This is a genomic window from Embleya sp. NPDC055664, assembly GCF_053618075.1.
Map to the genome: position 1 here is coordinate 143,754 of NZ_JBSHGZ010000014.1, position 17,876 is coordinate 161,629.

General features: G+C 67.8%; 15 protein-coding genes. 1 reads left to right on the forward strand and 14 read right to left on the reverse strand.

Annotated elements, in window-relative coordinates; all coding sequences use genetic code 11:
• Positions 1-135: 135 nt before the first annotated feature.
• The 4 genes from ACWGR4_RS23480 to ACWGR4_RS23495 form a co-directional block, all read right to left on the reverse strand.
• Positions 136-528 carry a DUF6113 family protein gene (locus tag ACWGR4_RS23480; RefSeq protein WP_379999742.1) on the reverse strand — a complete coding sequence of 131 codons (393 nt, stop codon included), beginning with the start codon at positions 526-528 and terminating at the stop codon, positions 136-138.
• 10 nt (positions 529-538) lie between these two features.
• A complete protein-coding gene (gene mshB, locus ACWGR4_RS23485) occupies positions 539-1,441 on the reverse strand; it encodes an N-acetyl-1-D-myo-inositol-2-amino-2-deoxy-alpha-D-glucopyranoside deacetylase (RefSeq protein WP_379999740.1) in 903 nt (300 codons plus the stop codon).
• A gap of 46 nt (positions 1,442-1,487) precedes the next feature.
• Positions 1,488-2,117 carry a class I SAM-dependent methyltransferase gene (locus tag ACWGR4_RS23490; RefSeq protein WP_379999738.1) on the reverse strand — a complete coding sequence of 210 codons (630 nt, stop codon included), beginning with the start codon at positions 2,115-2,117 and terminating at the stop codon, positions 1,488-1,490.
• Between the two features lie 90 nt (positions 2,118-2,207).
• Positions 2,208-2,402 (reverse strand): DUF2304 domain-containing protein, encoded by a 195-nt coding sequence (locus ACWGR4_RS23495; RefSeq protein WP_380000028.1) that lies wholly within the window; start codon positions 2,400-2,402, stop codon positions 2,208-2,210.
• Between the two features lie 212 nt (positions 2,403-2,614).
• On the opposite strand from ACWGR4_RS23495, the gene ACWGR4_RS23500 reads away from it, so the two are divergent.
• Positions 2,615-4,747, forward strand: coding sequence for a prolyl oligopeptidase family serine peptidase (locus ACWGR4_RS23500; protein WP_379999736.1), 2,133 nt, complete (start codon positions 2,615-2,617; stop codon positions 4,745-4,747).
• 71 nt (positions 4,748-4,818) lie between these two features.
• On the opposite strand, the gene ACWGR4_RS23505 is transcribed toward ACWGR4_RS23500, so the two are convergent.
• From ACWGR4_RS23505 to ACWGR4_RS23550, 10 genes are all read right to left on the reverse strand, one after another.
• Complete coding sequence (locus tag ACWGR4_RS23505; RefSeq protein WP_452133346.1) at positions 4,819-5,901, reverse strand: ABC transporter ATP-binding protein; 1,083 nt, start codon at positions 5,899-5,901, stop codon at positions 4,819-4,821.
• On the reverse strand, positions 5,894-6,937 hold the full coding sequence (locus ACWGR4_RS23510; RefSeq protein WP_439675347.1) for an oligopeptide/dipeptide ABC transporter ATP-binding protein: 1,044 nt from the start codon (positions 6,935-6,937) through the stop codon (positions 5,894-5,896). Before ACWGR4_RS23510 ends, ACWGR4_RS23505 begins: the two co-directional genes overlap by 8 nt.
• A gap of 16 nt (positions 6,938-6,953) precedes the next feature.
• A complete protein-coding gene (locus ACWGR4_RS23515; RefSeq protein WP_452133347.1) occupies positions 6,954-7,967 on the reverse strand; it encodes an ABC transporter permease in 1,014 nt (337 codons plus the stop codon).
• Positions 7,960-8,889 carry an ABC transporter permease gene (locus ACWGR4_RS23520; RefSeq protein WP_452133348.1) on the reverse strand — a complete coding sequence of 310 codons (930 nt, stop codon included), beginning with the start codon at positions 8,887-8,889 and terminating at the stop codon, positions 7,960-7,962. Before ACWGR4_RS23520 ends, ACWGR4_RS23515 begins: the two co-directional genes overlap by 8 nt.
• Positions 8,890-9,047: 158 nt before the next feature.
• A complete protein-coding gene (locus ACWGR4_RS23525) occupies positions 9,048-10,709 on the reverse strand; it encodes a peptide ABC transporter substrate-binding protein (RefSeq protein ID WP_452133349.1) in 1,662 nt (553 codons plus the stop codon).
• Between the two features lie 509 nt (positions 10,710-11,218).
• On the reverse strand, positions 11,219-12,352 hold the full coding sequence (locus ACWGR4_RS23530) for an ABC transporter ATP-binding protein (protein ID WP_379999724.1): 1,134 nt from the start codon (positions 12,350-12,352) through the stop codon (positions 11,219-11,221).
• A 41-nt stretch (positions 12,353-12,393) separates the two neighbouring features.
• The gene (locus ACWGR4_RS23535; RefSeq protein ID WP_379999722.1) at positions 12,394-13,506 is read right to left on the reverse strand and encodes an ABC transporter ATP-binding protein; all 1,113 of its coding nucleotides are present in this window, start codon (positions 13,504-13,506) and stop codon (positions 12,394-12,396) included.
• A gap of 62 nt (positions 13,507-13,568) precedes the next feature.
• A complete protein-coding gene (locus ACWGR4_RS23540; protein ID WP_379999720.1) occupies positions 13,569-14,552 on the reverse strand; it encodes an ABC transporter permease in 984 nt (327 codons plus the stop codon).
• Positions 14,553-14,644: 92 nt separating this feature from the next.
• A complete protein-coding gene (locus ACWGR4_RS23545; RefSeq protein WP_379999718.1) occupies positions 14,645-16,408 on the reverse strand; it encodes an ABC transporter substrate-binding protein in 1,764 nt (587 codons plus the stop codon).
• A gap of 128 nt (positions 16,409-16,536) precedes the next feature.
• Complete coding sequence (locus tag ACWGR4_RS23550; RefSeq protein WP_379999716.1) at positions 16,537-17,580, reverse strand: ABC transporter permease; 1,044 nt, start codon at positions 17,578-17,580, stop codon at positions 16,537-16,539.
• Positions 17,581-17,876: the final 296 nt, after the last annotated feature.

Below are 17,876 nucleotides of genomic sequence, written 5' to 3' on the forward strand. Positions count from 1 at the left end.
CGACGGCCCCATGGACAGGGCATGACACGTACCGCACCTCGGCACACACAATACTGCGCTCCTGCCACACCGTTACCCCGCACCGTCGCGTGCCTCCCGGCACGCGCCGTCGGCAAGCATGGCTGCGCAAGGGGTTCACCTCGTCCGCGTCTTCACCGATTCACCCGAAAGAAGGACGGGTTTGATACCGCCCCAGGGGTAAGTGGCGGCGGCGACACCGAAGATGGTGCCACCCAGGAGGTAGATGTACGAGAGGAAGCCGCTGACGAAGATCCAGTCGCCCTCCGGCTTGGTCCAACTCGCCAGCCACAACACGGTGAGCATCCAGGCGCCGACCGGCACCGCGGCCCCGGCCTTGGCCTTCAGCAGCGAGCCGCCGGCAACGAACAGGCCGCCGCTGCCCGCGAGCGCGACGATCAACCCGGCGGGCGGGTAGGCCGCCTGGGTGAACGCCCCGATGAAGGCGATCACCACGCCGAGCAGGAACAGCACGACGTATGCCGCGACGCGGCCGGCTTTCTCTGGCACGAGGGCTACCTTACGGGCGCAGTCCGGCGAACAGGTCGTCCTCGCGGCCGTCCGGGCCGGTGGGCCCGAGGTCGCCGCGGACCAGTCGATAGTGCTCGACCGCCATGATGCTCTGGCCGATGTTGTTGGACAGCGCGAAGAAGCCGTCCTCCACCGAGACCTGGGTGGGATAGGCGCGCAGCGCCTCGAACTTGGCCTCCAGGTGGGCACCCGCGTCCACCGCCGTGGTGACCTGGTCGTCGTCGACCGCGAACGGCAACTCGTCCACCTCGACCGCGGTGAACGGTACGTCCTGCCCGGCCTCGATCATGCGCTCGATGCCGGCCTTGAGGATCGACCGGGGCATCACGTTGTAGTAGATCTTCGCGATCGTCCACGACTCGCCCTCGCCCTCGGCGTGGGTCGGGTCGGCAGCCAACTCGGCCGCGCGCAGCGCCACCCGGTGGGCCTGGATGTGGTCGGGGTGGCCGTAGCCGCCGCGCTCGTCGTAGGTGGCGAGCACCTGCGGCCGCACCTCGCGGATCACCGGCACCAGGTGCGCGGCGGCCTCCTCCACGTCGGCCTGCCAGAAGCAGTCGGGCCGCGCGTTGCTCGGCACACCCATCATCCCGGAGTCGCGGTAGCGACCCGGACCGCCGAGGAACCGCTGGTCGGAAATGCCCAGCGCCTTCATCGAGTCGGCGATCTCGGTCATCCGGTGCGCCCCGAGACCGTCCTCGCGGTCGGCCGCCAGATGGGCCAGCTCGGGCACCAGGATCTCGCCCTCCTCGCCGAGGGTGCAGGTAACGAGCGTGACGTGCACACCCTCGGCCGCGTACCGCGCCATGGACGCGCCGTTGTTGATCACTTCGTCGTCCGGGTGGGCATGGACGAGCAGCAGTCGCAGCGGGCTCTCGGTAGTGCGTTCGGTCATGCGCGACAGCCTACGCGCGCCCGCGGACACCCCCGGGACCGCCCGTTCAGGTCCCGCGCCCGGGCGGCGCCGCGTGCACCGCGACCAGGTAGTCGCCGCCGGGCACCCAGGGCTCGCGGTCCCATCCGGCGTAGCGGGTGCGGCGCACCAGGCCGGCCGCCGCGCACGCGTCCTCGTACTCGGCGGCGGTGATCGTGGCCCCGACCCCGTCCGGGCCGCCCGCGAGGCTGAATCCGCTGACCAGGATCCCGCCCGGGCGCAACATCGCGGCCAGCGCGCGCACCACCTCGGCCTCGCTGCCGGGGGTCAGGAAGATCATCACGTTGCCCGCGGCCACGACCAGGTCGAAGCTGCCGCGCCCGCCGAGCTGCAGCGGGTCCAGGTCGGCCAGATCGTCGAGCACCCAGGTCAGACCGGGCGCCGCCGCCTCGGCCTCGGCCAGCATCGACGCGTCCAGGTCGACGCCGACCACCTCGTGGCCCTGCCGGGCCAGCTCGATCGCCACCCGCCCGGTGCCGCATCCCGCGTCGAGGACGCGGGCGGGCTCGGGGAGCAGGTCGTGGCAGAACCGGGCCTCGCCGTGCAGGTCACGCCCCTCGGCCGCGAGCCGGCGAAACCGCTCGGCGTATTCGGGCCCTCGGGTGCCACCGGTATTGGCCAGCCATCGATTGGTCATGACAGACCAGCCTACAAACCCCGGCCCACAGCCGACCCGGCAGCGACCTCACGGCCCCACGCCGACGCGGCTCCCGCTCGAAGGGCACCCTCAGAAATGAATCCCGTTCACCACTCCCGCGAAGCTCGTGCCCGCGTCGCGGATCGAGGGGGCCATCGACGTCGCGGAGAGATAGAAGCCGAGCAGGGCGCAGATGATCGCGTGCATCGGCTTGAGCGACGACTTCCGGACGAAGAAGACGACGGTGACACCGAGCAGCAGCACGGCGGAGACAGACACCACCACAGTCACGCACCTCCTGTGCGCAGGGACCCGCAGTTCGTGCTCGGGGAAGCCGGCCTGTGGGCCCAAAGGGACATGTCTACACACAGACTGTAAGCCAACGGTCACGAGTCGCGTTCACTCGTTCAGCGGGCGCGAGGTGGTGTTCGTACGGCTGTCCGCACTCTCCCCGGTCTCCCCTCCCCGTGTGCGTACGTCCCCGTACGCTGTGGCACATGAGCTCGGAGATCACATTTCCCCGGCAATACGCCCGCACGCAGCGCTTCACCCAAGGCGCTCCACGCAGCTTCGGCTTCGCCGACGGCCGGATCACATTCCTGCGGTCCAAAGCCGCCGACGACTCCACCACCTGTCTGTGGATCCTGGATCCGGACACCGGCGACGAGCGCCTGGTGGCCGACCCCGCGACGCTGCTCGGCGGCGCGGCCGAGGACCTGTCCGCCGAGGAGCGGGCCCGGCGCGAGCGCAGTCGCGAGGGGGCGGCCGGCATCGTCGGCTACGCGCTCGACAATGCCGGGGATCTGGCGGTATTCACCCTTTCGGGCCGGCTGTTCGCCGTGTCCCTGTCCGCCGGCGAGGCGCCGCGCGAGCTGGCCGTGCCCGGTCCGGTGATCGACCCGCGCCCCTCGCCCACCGGCGAGTGGATCGCCTACGTGTCCGCCGGCACGCTGCGGGTGGTGGCCGCCGACGGCTCGGGCGATCGTGCGCTCGCCGAGCCCGACGGCGACGACGTCACCTGGGGCCTCGCCGAGTTCATCGCCGCCGAGGAGATGAACCGCTTCCGGGGCTACTGGTGGGCCCCCGACGGCTCCGCGCTGATCGCCGCACGCGTGGACAACGCGCCCGTGGACCGCTGGTGGATCAGCGACCCGGCCAACCCGGCCGCGGCGCCGAGCGAGGTGGCCTACCCGGCGGCCGGCACCGCCAACGCCGAGGTCACCGCGTGGCTGATCGGCCTCGACGGTGCCCGGACCGAGCTGACCTGGGACCACGACGCCTACCCCTACCTGGCGAGCGTGCACTGGTCGGCCGGCGGCGACCCGCTCCTGAGCCTGCAACCGCGCGACCAGAAGGTGCTGCTCACCCTCGCCGTCGACGTCGCCGCCGGGACCACCCGCGAGCTGCACCGCGAGCACGACGACGTGTGGATCGACCTGGTTCCGGGCGTGCCCGCGTGGACGCCCGACGGCCGACTGGTCCGCCTGGTCGACGCCGACGGTGCGCGGCGTGTGGTGGTCGCCGACAAGGAGCTGACCGACCGGCGCCTGTTCGTGCGCTCGATCCTGGACGTGGCCGACGAGGACGTGCTGATCACCGCGTCGGCCGGCACCGACGCGAGCGCGCCCGAGATCGGCGAGATCCACGTCTACCGGGTCGCCCCCGACGGGGTCACCCGGGTGAGCGCCGAACCCGGCGTGCACACCGCGGTGCGCGCCGGCGACACCACGGTCCTGGTCTCCGCCACGCCGGAGCGCTTCGGCACCCGGGTCGCGGTGCTGCGCGGCGGCGCCGAGATCGCCACGGTCACCTCGCACGCGGCCACCCCGGTGCTCACCCCCCGGGTCGAACTGCTCCGCGCCGGCGCCCGCGGTATCCCGTGCGCGCTGATCCTGCCGACCGGGTTCGACCCCGCCTCCGGCGAGCGGCTGCCGATCCTGATGGACCCGTACGGCGGCCCGCACGGCCCGCGCGTGCTCGCCGCGCGCAACCCGCACCTGACCTCGCAGTGGTTCGCCGACCAGGGCTTCGCGGTGCTGGTCGCCGACGGCCGGGGCACCCCGGGCCACTCCCCCGAGTGGGAGAAGTCGGTCCACCTCGACCTCGGCCCGATCAGCCTCCAGGACCAGGTGGACGCCCTGGAGGCGGTCGCCGCCGAGCGGCCGTGGCTGGACACCACGCGGGTGGGCATCCGCGGCTGGTCCTACGGCGGCTACCTGGCCGCGCTCGCCGTGCTGCGCCGCCCCGACGTGTTCCACGCGGCGGTCGCCGGCGCGCCGGTGACCGACATGGCGCTCTACGACACGCACTACACCGAGCGCTACTACGGCATGCCCGCCGAGCAGGTCGAGGCGTACCGGCGCAGTTCACTGGTGTCCGGCTCCGAGCTGGGCGAGGTGGCGTCGACCCGACGGGCGCTGATGCTGGTGCACGGCCTCGCCGACGACAACGTGGTCGCCGCGCACACGCTGCGGCTGAGCAGCGCGCTGCTCGCGGCCGGCTATCCGCACGAGGTGCTGCCGCTGTCCGGGGTCACCCACATGACCCCGCAGGAGCAGGTCGCGGAGAACCTGCTGCTGTTCCAGGTCGAGTTCCTGCACCGCTCGCTCGCCCACCCCGCGAGCGACTGACACCCGCCGCACACGACGACGCCCGCCGTCCCCGAATCGGGAACGGCGGGCGTCGTGGGTCGGCGCGCGGTTCAGGCCGCGCCGACGATGTCCTTCTCCTCGGCGAAGTGGCACGCGCTGTCGTGCGCGGCCAGTCCGTCCAGGCCGGTGCGGATCTGCAGCAGCGGCTCCTGCTCGGCGCAGATGTCCTGCGCCTTCCAGCACCGGGTGCGGAACCGGCAGCCCGACGGCGGGTTCGCCGGCGACGGCACGTCACCGGTGAGGATGATCCGCTCGCGGTGCTCGCGCCCGTCCGGGTCCGGCACCGGCACCGCCGACAGCAGCGCCTGGGTGTACGGGTGTGTCGGGTGGTCGTAGATCTGCGCGTCGGTGCCGATCTCGGCGATCCGGCCCAGGTACATCACCGCGACCCGGTCCGAGATGTGCCGCACCACGGACAGGTCGTGCGCGATGAACAGGTACGACAGACCCAGTTCGTTCTGCAGCTTCTCCAGCAGGTTGACCACCTGCGCCTGCACCGACACGTCCAGCGCGGAGACCGGCTCGTCCGCGATGATGATCTCCGGGTTGAGCGCGAGGCCCCGGGCGATCCCGATGCGCTGGCGCTGGCCGCCGGAGAACTGGTGCGGATACCGGTTGATGTGCTCCGGGTTCAGCCCGACCAGGTCGAGCAGTTCCTGCACCCGCCGCTTGCGGTCGCCGCGGGGGGCGACCTCCGGGTGGATGTCGTACGGCTCGCCGACGATGTCGGCGACCGTCATCCTCGGGTTCAGCGAGGTGTACGGGTCCTGGAAGACCATCTGGATGTTGCGGCGCACCGCCTTGAGCGCGCGCCCCGACAACTTCGCCAGGTCCTCGCCCTTGTACAGGACGCTGCCCTTGGTGATCGACTCCAGGTTCATCAGCAGTCGGGCCACCGTGGACTTGCCACAACCCGACTCGCCGACCAGGCCCAGCGTCTCGCCCTTCATCAGGTCGAAGGTGACGCCGTCGACGGCCTTGACCGCGCCGATCTTCTTCTGGAAGAGGATGCCCTGGGTGATCGGGAAGTGCTTGACCAGCCCCCGCACCTGAAGGATCGGCTCGCCACTCGCCACCGGCTGAACGGCCTTGCGCACATCGGCGGCGGTCGCGCCGTTCGGGGACTCAGCCACGGACTTCTCCCTCCATCACGGTCTCCCAGAAGTGGCACGCGCTGCCCCGACCGACCGAGATCTCGTGCAGCGGCGGAACGTCGCTGCGACAGATGTCCTGCGCGTACGGGCAGCGCGGGTTGAACGCGCAGCCGGACGGGATACGCATCAGGTTCGGCGGCAGACCCTTGATCGCGTACAGCTCGCGACCCTTGTGGTCCAGGCGCGGGATCGACTCCAGCAGACCCTTGGTGTACGGGTGCGTGGGCTGGCGGTACAGCTCCCGCACCGGCGCCTGCTCGACGATCCGACCCGCGTACATGACCGCGATCTTGTCCGCGACGTCGGCGACCACGCCGAGGTCGTGGGTGATCAGGATCAGACCCATGTTCCGCTCGCGCTGCAACTCCGCGAGCAGGTCCATGACCTGCGCCTGGACGGTCACGTCGAGCGCGGTGGTCGGCTCGTCCGCGATGATCAGCTCGGGGTCGAGCGCAAGCGCCATGGCGATCATGATGCGCTGGCGCATACCGCCGGAGAACTGGTGCGGGTAGTCGTTCACCCGATCCTTGGCCGCCGGGATGCGCACCTGGTCCATCAGGTCGATCGCCTTGAGCTTGGCGTCCTTGCGCGACATGCCGCGGTGCACGGTGAACATCTCGGCCAGCTGGAAGCCGACCGAGTACACCGGGTTGAGCGCGGAGAGCGCGTCCTGGAAGATCATCGAGATCTTCTGGCCGCGGATCTTCCGGCGCTCCTCCTTGGACATCTTGAGCATGTCCTTGCCGTGGAACCGGATCTCGCCGCCGGTGATGTGCCCCGGCGGCATGTCCAGGATGCCCATGATCGTCTGCGCGGTCACCGACTTGCCCGAACCGGACTCGCCGAGCACGGCGAGCGTCTCGCCGGCGCTGACGTCGTACGAGACACCGTTGATCGCCTTGGCCACACCCTCGCGGGTGCGGAACTCGACATGCAGGTTGTCCACTTCGAGCAGCGGCGCGGTGGCTGCCGAGCCCGGTCCCTCGGGCTTGTTCTTCGTGTCGATCGTCGTCACTTGTCTGTCCCCTCCCTCAGCGGAGCTTCGGGTCGAGGGCGTCGCGCACCGCGTCGCCGAGCAGGATGAAGCTGAACACCGTGACCGACAGGAAGATCGACGGGAAGATCAGCTGGTACGGCGAGTCGCGCAGCGCGGTGGTCGCCGAGCTGATGTCCGCACCCCACGAGATCTCGGTGGGCGGCAGCCCGATACCGAGGAACGACAGCGTCGCCTCGGTGGCGATGAAGGTGCCGAGCGAGATGGTCGCGACCACGATCACCGGGGCGACCGCGTTGGGCAGCACGTGCCGACTCAGGATGCGGCCGGTGCCGGCGCCGAGCGCCTTGGCGGCCACCACGTAGTCGGACTTCTTCACGGTGATCACCGAACCACGCATGATGCGCGCGATCTGCATCCAACCGAAGATGCCGAGCGCCATCACCACGGTCCACACGGTGCGGTCCTTGAACGCGCTCATGAACACCAGCGCCGCGAGCAGCAGCGGGATGCCGAAGAAGATGTCCGTCACGCGGGCCAGAATGGTGTCCAGCCACCCGCCGAAGTAGCCGGACAACGCGCCGATGAGACCGCCTATGACCACGATCAGCGCGGTCGTGGCGACACCGACGATGATCGACGCGCGAGCACCGAACACGGTGCGGGCATAGACGTCGCAACCCTGGACGTTGGTGCCGAACCAGTGGTCTCCCGACGGATCCTTGTTGGTGTCCAAAATCGGACAGTGCCGCGGATCGATGTCGGTGAACACGCCCGGGAAGAACGCCATGAAGATCAGGAACACCAGCAGCACGCCGGAGACGTAGAAACTCGGGTTGTGCCGCAGCTCGCGCCACGCCTCGCCCCACGCGCCGCGGGGCTTGCTCTGCGGGCCCTGGACATCGGGGGCCGCGTAGGCGCCGCGCTTCTCCAGCGTCGTGCCCTCTTCGTCCGCCAACATCAGACCGGGGTTCTCGATCGAGCCGAACTGGGGCTGCTCGTCGCTCGCCGTCGGCAGCTGTTCGCGCTGCTGCTTGTTCATGTCAGGCATACCGGATCCTCGGGTCCAGGACGGCGTACAGCAGGTCGACGATCAGGTTCATGACCAGATAGATCATCACCAGTGCCGCCACCGCGCCGACCACTGTCGAGCTCTCGTGCTTGGTGACCGCGAGGTAGATCAGGCGGCCGACACCGTCGACGTTGAAGATGCCCTCGGTCACGATCGCGCCGGCCATCAGCGCGCCGAGGTCGGCGCCCAGGAACGTCACCACGGGAATGAGCGAGTTGCGCAGCAGGTGGCGGGTGACCACGCGGCGGCGCGGGAGACCCTTGGCCGTGGCCGTACGCACGTAGTCCGCGCGCATGTTCTCCGCGACGCTGGTTCGGGTCAATCGGGCGACGAAGGCCAGCGAAAGCGAACCGAGCACGATGCCGGGCAGGACCAACTGACTCCAGGTCGGGTCGCCCACACTCGCGGTGGCTTCGAAGATGCCCCACTCGCTGCCGAGCCAGAACTGCGCGACGGTACCGAGCACGAACACCGGGATCGAGATGACCACCAGGGTGCCCGCGAGGACCACGGTGTCCGCCAGCTTGCCGCGGCGCAGGCCGGACAACAGGCCGAGGCCGACACCGATGACGACCTCGATCGCGAAGGCGATCATGGCGAGCCGGATCGACACCGGGAAGGCGCGCTTCAGCTCCTCGGACACGGGACGACCGTTGAAGCTGGTCCCGAAATTACCCTGGAGCAGGTCGGTGATGTAGTACCAGTACTGCACGATCAGCGGGTCGTTCAGGTGGAACTCTTCCCGCTTCAGGCGCACGAAGACAGGGTCGGCACCCTTGTCGCCGAACATGGCCGAGATGGGGTCGCCACCCAGCTGGTACACCATGTAATAGATCAAGAACGTGGTCCCGATGAACACCGGGATCATCTGGAGCAGTCGCCGTACGACATAACGCCCCATGCCAGCCTCCTGCTGTCGTCGTCGGCCCGAAGCGAGGATCGGACCCAGGCCGGCGTCGTGGATCGCACGTCGCCGGCCCGGCCCGTCACCGCCAAGATCCGGCCGCACCGATTGCGGTGCGGCCGGACCGTGGTCGGTGCCGGGTCATATCCGGATCGCTACTTGACGGTGACCTCGGTCCAGACCGGGTTGCCGTACGGGTCGATTTGAACGTTGGAGACCTTGGTCGAGGAGCCGCCCTTGGTCACGTAGTACCACAGCGGGATCGACGGGACGTCCTTCGCCAACTGCCGCTCGGCGTCCTGCCAGAGCTTGATGGCCTCGGTCTGGTCGGAAGCGGCGCTCGCGCGCTTGGCCAGGTCGTCGAAGATCGGGCTGGAGTAGCCCGCGTCGTTGGACGCGGCACCGGTCTGGTAGATGTCGGCGAGGAAGTTGTCCGGGAACGGGTAGTCGCCGCGCCAGCCGGTACGGTACGCGCCGGTCATCTTCTTACCCGAGATGTCCTTGCGCGCGACACCGAACTCGGGGTAGAGCTTCGGCTCGCAGGAGCCCTGCCCGATGACCTCGTTGATGCTGTTGCAGACCGCGGTGACCCATTCCTTGTGCGGGCCGTCCGCGTTGGTGGCGATGGTGAGCTTGCCACCGGGGATGCCGCCGCCGTCCTTGACCAGCTGCTTGGCCTTGACCGGGTCGTACTTGGTCAGCTCGCCGGTGATGTCCTTGCTGTAACCCGGGATGTTCGGGGCCAGCCAGTCGGTCGCCGGCTGCTCGGCGCCCTTGTAGATCGCCTTGACGATGCTCGCCCGGTCGATCGCCATGGAGAGGCCCTGACGGACCTTCTCCTTGCCCGGCGCGCCCCAGCCGGCGTCGTACAGCGGGAAGCCGATCTTCTGGATCGAGAACTGCGGGGCCTCGATCGCGCGCTCGCCCAGGTCCTTCTTGAAGCTGCCGATCGCCGACGTCGGAATCTGGTCGATCACGTCGAGCTTGTTGTCACGCAGCGCGGTGTAACCGGCGTCGTAGGACGTGTAGAACTGGAGCTGCACGCCGTTCGACTTCGGCTTGTCCGTACCGGCGTACTTGTCGTACTTCTTCACGGTCAGCGACTTCTTGTGGTTCCAGCCGCCGTTGGCGGTGTCGAGCTGGAACGGGCCGTTGCCGATCGGTGCCTCGCCGTACTTCGCCGGGTCCTTGAAGAACTCTTGCGGCAGCGGCGAGTAGACCACGTAGCCGAGGCTCGCCTTGAAGGACGAGTACGCCTGGACCAGCTTGATCGTGAACGTCTTGTCGTCCACGACCTTGAGGCCGCTCAGCTCCTTGCTGGTGGGCTCACCCTCCTTGGGGTGAGTCGCTTCGTAGCCCTCGATCTTCTCGAACCAGGGGCTCGCGTTGATCTGCTTGTTCGTGGAGACGGCGCCCCAGTTCCAGGCGTCCACGTAGGACTTCGCGGTGACCGGCTCGCCGTTGTGGAAGGTCCACCCGGACTTGATCTTCACCGTGTAGTTGATCGAGTCCGTGGACTCCACCGACTCCGCCATGGCCGGCACGGGCTGGCCGGTCTTGGAGTCGTACGTGTACAGACCGCGGAACATGAGCTGAAGCGGGTAGAAGCCGCCGTTCTCGTTCGAGTTCGCGGGCTGGAGAGGGTTCTGCGGCTCGGTGCTGTAGGCCGAGTAGTAGCCGGCGGGCAGGCCGTTGTTGCCGCCACCGCCGCCGCCCTTGTCGTCCTTCTTGTCGTCGCTGCTGCTGCCACACGCAGTCGCGGCCAGGCCCAGAACGGCCACACCGACGACCCACTTCACGCGCGTTGTTCCGCGCATGGGTTGCCTCCTCATGGAATCACTACCGAAGTGAAGTGCAACGGGGCCACCCGAGCGGGAAGCATCCGTCACAGCTGCTCGTAGAGTCGGCGCCCCCGAGCGCGTGACCAGGTTCCGAGCACAAGCGGATCCACTATCCGTCACCGATTGGCCGTGACCAATCCCCTGCAGGTTTCAGTTTGATCACGTAAATCCGTGATCAATCTCGAAACCCAGACATATGAGACCAGTAACGAAGCCGTATCAAACGGACACCATGTACCGCTGCCCGGAGCATACAGTCCGATGAACGAACACCCATAAGACGCCCCTACCTCGTCTCACAAAGCGAGAAACGCTACGGAGCGTGACGGTACTCGCTCGGCCGAGACGGCGCGGACCGACTGGTCGTATCGGGTTCAACGCGCGTAGCTGACCTGCAGGAAAGCACGAAAAACGGGATGTCACCAAATCGGTGGCATCCCGTTCTCGGGTGCGGTATGACGATTCGCCGTCACGGCGATGCGTCGTTACTCCGGGTCGGTCGTGATGCCGGCCTCCAGCGCCGCCTCGATCCGCTCCTCGGGCATCGTCTCCTCCGCCTTGGCGGTCGCCTCCAGCGGACCGGGGAAGTGGCACGCCACCCGGTGGCCCGCGAGCAACGTGTCGATCCCGATCAGCGGGGGCTCCTCGTTCGCGCACACGTCCTGCGCCTTGGGGCAGCGGGTCCGGAAGCGGCAGCCGGACGGCGGGTTGATCGGACTGGGCATGTCGCCGAAGGCGTGCACCCGTGTCCGGTTTCCGCTCTTGTCCGGGTCCGTCTCCGGCACCGCGGCGAGCAGCGTGTGCGTGTACGGGTGGTGCGGGTTCGCGTACAGCGACGTGCGGTCGGCAATCTCGACGATCTTGCCGAGGTACATCACCGCCACCCGCTGGGAGAAGTGCCGGACCACCGCGAGGTCGTGCGCGATGAACACGAACGCGATGCCCATGTCCCGCTGCAGGCCTTGGAGCAGGTTGACCACCTGCGCCTGGATGGACACGTCGAGCGCGGACACCGGCTCGTCGGCCACGATCAACCGCGGCTGGAGCGCGAGCGCGCGGGCGATCCCGATCCGCTGCCGCTGGCCACCGGAGAACTCGTGCGGGAAACGGTTGTAGTGCTCGGGGTTGAGACCGACACGTTCCAACAGCTCCTGCACCCGCTTTTTCCGGCCACCCTCGGGGTTGATCCCGTTGACCTCCATCGGCGAACTCACGATCGCGCCGACCGTCTGACGCGGGTTCAGCGACGAGTACGGGTCCTGGAAGATCATCTGGATCTGGCTGCGGATCGGGGCGATCTGCTTGCGGGTCGCGTGCGTGATGTCGTTGCCGTCGTAGTGGATCGTGCCGCCGGTGGGCTCGAGCAACCGGCTGATCAGCCGACCGGTGGTGGACTTGCCACACCCGGACTCGCCGACCAGGCCCACGCTCTCCCCCGCCGCCACGGACAGGTCGATCCCGTCCACCGCACGCACGTTGAGCATCTTGCGACGGACCAGGCCGCCGCCCTTGACGGGGAAGTACTTGACCAGCCCCCGTACGTCGAGCAGCGGTTCGCCGGGCGACTTCGGCGCGGGGTCCGGAGCCGGCGCCGGGGTCTCGCTGATCGTCTCGGTCATCGTCGTTCTCCTGCTTTCTGCCGTCGGCCGAGCCTCGGCGATCAACCGAGCAGCGGGCGGACGTCGTCGATGAAGATCCGCTGCTTGTCCTCGGCGCTCAGGTGACAGGCCGACCCGCGCCCCTCGGACAGCGCCAGGACCGGCGGCTCGGTCCGGCACCGCTCGCCCCCCACCACGTCGGCGTAGTCGCACCGCGGATGGAAGGGACAACCCGACGGCGGCGCCAGCAGGCTCGGCGGCGTACCGCGCACCGGCCGCAGCGGAATGTCGACGTCACCGGAGAGATTGGGCATCGAGGACAGCAGCCCCCACGTGTACGGGTGCCGCGGATTCTTCAGCACCTCGCGCACGGTGCCCTTCTCCACGCTGCGTCCCGCGTACATCACCAGCACGTCGTGCGCCATCTGGGCAATCACGCCGAGGTCGTGGGTGATGAACAGGATCGCGGTGCCGAACTCGTCCTGGAGGTCGCGGAGCAGATCCAGGATCTGCGCCTGGACCGTCACGTCGAGCGCGGTCGTCGGCTCGTCGGCGATCAGCAGGTCCGGGTCGCACACCAGCGACATCGCGATCATCGCGCGCTGGCGCATGCCGCCGGAGAAGTGGTGCGGGTAGTCGTTCACCCGGGTCTTGGGATTCGGGATGCCGACGCGGTCCAGCATCTCGATCGCCCGCGCGTGCGCGTCGCTGCGATTGGCACCCAGGTGCCGCCGATAGGACTCGGCGATCTGCTCGCCCACCGTGTAGAACGGCGACAGCGCGGTGAGCGGGTCCTGGAAGATCATCGAGATCCGCCGCCCGCGCAGGTCGCGCAGCTTGCGCTCCGGCATGGTGATCAGCTCGCGGCCGTCGAACCGGATCTCGCCCTCGATCTTCGTCTTCTCCCGGTTGTGCAGCCCCAGGATGGTCAACGAGGACACCGACTTGCCCGAGCCGGACTCGCCGACGATGCCGAGCGTGCGGCCCTTCTCGACGTCGAAGGACAACCCGTCCACGGCCTTGACCACGCCGTCGTCGGTGGAGAAGTGCACCCGCAGATCGCGCACCGACAAGAACGCGTCGGTGCCGTCGGCGCGGGCGGACGCCCCCGCCTTCCCGGCGGTCTCGGCCTTGCCGGTCGGCTGATCGGCGGTGGTATCGGTACTCGCGGCCATGCCCTGCTCCTCGGCCCCTGCGGCTGGTGGACGGTGACGCTGACTCATCGGACGCCGCCCTCTCACGAGAGCCGGACCCGTGGATCGATGACGGCGTACAACAGGTCCACCACGAGATTCGCGAGCATCGTGAAGCTGGCCGCGATGACCACCACGCCCATCATCATCGGCAGGTCGGAGTCGGTCACCGAGGTGACCGCGAGCATGCCGATGCCGTGCAGGCTGAAGGTGCTCTCGGTGATGATCGTGCCGCTCATCAGCACGCCGATGTCCACGCCGAGCACGGTGACGATCGGGCTGAGCGCGCCCCGGAAGGCGTGTTTGATGTACACGCTGCGTCCGGACAGGCCCTTGGCCTTGAGTGTTCGTACGTAGTCCTCGGACAACACGTCCACCATCGTGGATCTGGTGAGGCGGACGTACATGGCCATGTGGATGGTCATCAGACAGATCCACGGCAACAGCAGTCCCGATGCCCATTCGAACGGATCGTCGGTGAACTGGTGATACTGCGGTCGATCCATCCAGCCCAACTGCTGGACGAAGAGATAGATGAACAGGGGCCCGAGCACGTAGATCGGTGCCGAACCGCTGAGCAACGCAAAGCCCGTGGCGACCTTGTCGGTCTTCTTGCCCCGTCGCATCGCGGCCAGGATGCCCAGACCGATACCCAGCGTCATGAACAGCACGACCGCGCCGATGGCCAGCGACACCGTGGTCGGGAAGCGGTCCGCCACCGTGTGCGCGACGTTCTGGTTGTTGGCGAACGAGTAGCCCAGACACGGGAAGTTGCAGGTTTTCTCACCGATGTTACGGCCGGCGAAGATCCCGGATATGAAGATCCAATACTGCTCCAGGAGCGGTTTGGTCAGGCCGAGGTTGTGCCGGACCGTCTCGCGCATCTCTGGCGTGCAGTTCTTGCCACACGACAGGCGCACGACCGAGTCCTCGCCGGAGGCGGCGAAGAACAGGTAGAACGTGATGAGGCTGACGACAAGCAGGATCGCCGCTACGCCGAGCAGCCGCCGGACCAGGAATCGAAGCATGAGGCCGGTCTTCCTCCGCGATGTGCCCCCGGCGATCGATCCGGTCGGACCGACCGACCGACGGGCGGATCGACCGCCGACGGGCCTGACGGCTACTTGATGAAGATGTTGTTCAGGTCGATCGCGCCCTTGGAGTTGAGCGCGGCGCCGCCGATCTGCGGGCCGTACACCAGGCGGTGACGCTGGTAGATGTACGGGATGGACGGCACGTCCTGCATGATCTTCTCGTCGAGCTTCATCCACTCGACGGCCTGCGCGTTGGTGTCGGTGATCTTCAGGATGCGGTCGATCTCCGCGTCCACGGCCGGGTTCTTGTACTTGGCGTAGTTCTGGCCGTTGTCGAGCACCTGGCGGCTGTCGTACACCGGGGTGTAGACGGTCGAGCCGGTCGGCCAGTCCGCTCCCCAGCCCGCCCAGTAGAGGTCACACGGCGTGTCGAGCTTGCCGATGACGTCGTAGTACTCCTTGTCGGAGATCTCCTTGCGCTCCATCTGGAAGCCGGCCTTGCCGAGCATGTCCATGATCGGCAGCGCGCGCTCCTGCTGGACCTTGGTCGTGTTGATGCACAGCACGACCTTCTGGCCGACCTTGCCCGCGGCCTCCAGCATCTGCTTGGCCTTGGCCTGGTCGCCGTCCGGCGGCAGACCGTCGAACAGGCTCTTGTACGGCGCGTAGCCCAGCTGGGTGGGCGAGGCGATGGTGGTGGAGAAGTCGCCCGCGGTCGGGCCACCCTCGGCCAGTCGCGCGGACTGGCGCGGGAACGCGATCGCCATCGCCTTGCGGACGTTGACGTCGGTGATCCGCAGGTTGTTGATGTCGAACCGGTTCGCGTACGGGCCGATGCCGTCCGTGACCCGGTTCTTCAGCGCCGGGTCGGTGGCGATCTGCTGGGCGAAGTTGGCGTCGGGACGCTCGTTCAGGGTGAACGCGGCGGCGTCGCTGCCGGCCGCGGCGGTCAGCCGCTGGAACTGCGTCGCGCCCGGGATGCCCATCTCGAACTTGAACTGGTCCACGTACTGGTGGCGCACCGAGTCGCTGGCCGGGTCCCAGTTCGGGTTCTTGTCCAGGATCAGCTGCTTGTCCGGCTCGTGCGTGGTGATCTTGTACGGGCCGCTGGCGAACGGCTTGGTGTCGATCTGCTCCTTGGTGTCCTTCGACTTGGGCATCGGAGCGGTGGTGCCCATCGCGGCGGCGAAGGGGAAGTCGCCCTGCGGCGAGGCCAGATGGAAGATGATCGTCTTCGCGTCCGGAACCTCGATCTTGTCGTTCGGCAGCTCGGCGCCGTCGTACGGACCGGGGTAGGTCTCCCAGTACTTGTCCGAGCCGGTCAGCCAGCCCTGGATCCAGACCGGACCCTCGTTCCACGCCTTGTTGAACATGCGCTCGACGCCGTACTTGACGTCGGCGGCCACGATCGGCGTGCCGTCCTCGTACTTCAGGTTGTCCTTGAGCGTGTACTTCCAGGTCTTGCCACCGTCGGTGGTGGTGCCGGTGTCGGTCGCCAGGTCACCGACGAGGGTGGTCTTGTCACCCTCGCGCTTGTAGGTGGTCAGCCGGCGCGAGATCAGCTCGGACACCGTCATCAGGTTGCTGACGTAGGCGCGACCCGGGTCCAGGTGCGAGAAGCCGGTGCGGTTGAGGACGCCGGCCACGCCGCCCTTCTTGGCGCCCGGTACCTCGGCCGCCGGGCCCTTCGAGTCGGCTGCGGTGCCGATCACGACGGACGCCGTCTTGGCGGAGGGTTTCGCCGTGTTGTCCTTCTTGTCTCCGCCGCCGCTGCTGCACGCGGAGGCCGAGGCCGCGAGGGCCCCTACCGCGAACAGCGCGACGAATCGGCGCTTCCCCGTCGATGTCATGTGATCCCCTCATCCAAGAAACCGTTCACCGGGCCCAGGTGCCGCGGCGGTGGGACGTACGCAGGAGCGGTTGCGCAGGCTCCGGGGTCACGACGGGCACGATCGGCCCGCGCGTGGACCCCGGCCGGTCATCGGTTCGACTTGGGGTCGAGCGCGTCGCGTACCGAATCGCCGAGGAGGTTGAAGGCGAGGACGAAGATCACCATCGCGATGGCCGGGAAGGCCAGGTAGGTGACGTCGCTCTGCATGCCTTCGAAACCCTTGTTGATCATCCGACCCCAGTCCGGGGTGGGTTCGGTCATGCCGACCCCGAGGAAGGACAGCGCCGCCTCGGTGGTCACGTATGTCGGCAGGTCGAGCGTGGCGACGATCAGGATCGGGGTCCACAGGTTGGGCAGGAGTTCCTTGAAGATGATCCGCCCGGATCCCGCCCCGCTGACCTTCGCCGCCTCGATGTACTCGCGTTCGCGCATCGACAGGACCTGGCCCCGCAGGATGCGGGCGATCCGGGTCCAGCCGAACAACGACAGCACGATGATCAGGGCCGTCGCCCGGAGCATCGTCGGTGTCGTCTCGCGCTCGCTGACGAACAGCGCGAGCACGATCGGGGTGAACGCGATGAAGAACAACTGCGAGGGCATCGCCAGCAGGGTGTCGATCACCCGGCTGATCACGTAGTCCACCTTGCCGCCGAGGTATCCGGCGGTGATGCCCAGGACGGTGCCGACCACCGTCACGATGATCACCACGACCACGGCGAGCAGCAGCGAGGTACGGATCCCGTACACGAGCTGCATCAGCACGTCCCGACCGACCGCGGGTTCGATGCCGAACCAGTGCTCGCCCGAGATGCCGCCGTTGGGCGCGATGGGCGCGCCGACCTCGTTGAGCAGGCCCGGGTGGATCTGCCCGTAACGTGTGTACGGGTCCTTTCCGTACAGCTTTTCGATCAATGGCGCAGCGAAAGCGATCAAGAAAAAGAAAATCACGATCGACGCGGATATGACGCCGCTGCGATCCTTGCGGAAACGCCGCCAGGCGAGCTGGCCGGGCGATCGCCCGACCACCTCTTGCGGTGCCGCCGCGACCCCCGCTTCGGAGAGCGGTGAGTCGGGCGTTCCCGGATTCGGGGATCCTCCCGCCTCCGGGACCAGCTGGGGTTGCATGGTCATGACTGCAAATACCCCCGAGTCGCGGTCGAGTGCGACCGGATTCCGTTTGGTTTGGTGGCCGCACGGACTCTCGCAACCCAATTACCGTGTCGTCAAGAGGACAGTCATACTAAACCCGAGAGCGAAAGATATTCGCCATTTAGGTTTGTTAGAAGTTTCGAATCTGATCGATTTTTGCTCGAAAATGTTAATCGCATTGGAAACATAACGAATATAACCGGGCAAAGATATCGAGTTGGTCTCAGCATGCGAAAAGCCGGTGACCTGCGGGTTCGACCGCAGGTCACCGGCTCGTT

What these genes read in the sequence shown, in the direction of transcription:
- mshB (WP_379999740.1), bottom strand. Translation starts at nt 1,441, where the DNA reads ATGACCGAACGCACTACCGAGAGCCCGCTGCGACTGCTGCTCGTCCAT.
- ACWGR4_RS23490 (WP_379999738.1), bottom strand. Translation starts at nt 2,117, where the DNA reads ATGACCAATCGATGGCTGGCCAATACCGGTGGCACCCGAGGGCCCGAA.
- ACWGR4_RS23500 (WP_379999736.1), top strand. Translation starts at nt 2,615, where the DNA reads ATGAGCTCGGAGATCACATTTCCCCGGCAATACGCCCGCACGCAGCGC.
- ACWGR4_RS23515 (WP_452133347.1), bottom strand. Translation starts at nt 7,967, where the DNA reads ATGCCTGACATGAACAAGCAGCAGCGCGAACAGCTGCCGACGGCGAGC.
- ACWGR4_RS23520 (WP_452133348.1), bottom strand. Translation starts at nt 8,889, where the DNA reads ATGGGGCGTTATGTCGTACGGCGACTGCTCCAGATGATCCCGGTGTTC.
- ACWGR4_RS23525 (WP_452133349.1), bottom strand. Translation starts at nt 10,709, where the DNA reads ATGCGCGGAACAACGCGCGTGAAGTGGGTCGTCGGTGTGGCCGTTCTG.
- ACWGR4_RS23530 (WP_379999724.1), bottom strand. Translation starts at nt 12,352, where the DNA reads ATGACCGAGACGATCAGCGAGACCCCGGCGCCGGCTCCGGACCCCGCG.
- ACWGR4_RS23535 (WP_379999722.1), bottom strand. Translation starts at nt 13,506, where the DNA reads ATGGCCGCGAGTACCGATACCACCGCCGATCAGCCGACCGGCAAGGCC.
- ACWGR4_RS23540 (WP_379999720.1), bottom strand. Translation starts at nt 14,552, where the DNA reads ATGCTTCGATTCCTGGTCCGGCGGCTGCTCGGCGTAGCGGCGATCCTG.
- ACWGR4_RS23545 (WP_379999718.1), bottom strand. Translation starts at nt 16,408, where the DNA reads ATGACATCGACGGGGAAGCGCCGATTCGTCGCGCTGTTCGCGGTAGGG.
- ACWGR4_RS23550 (WP_379999716.1), bottom strand. Translation starts at nt 17,580, where the DNA reads ATGACCATGCAACCCCAGCTGGTCCCGGAGGCGGGAGGATCCCCGAAT.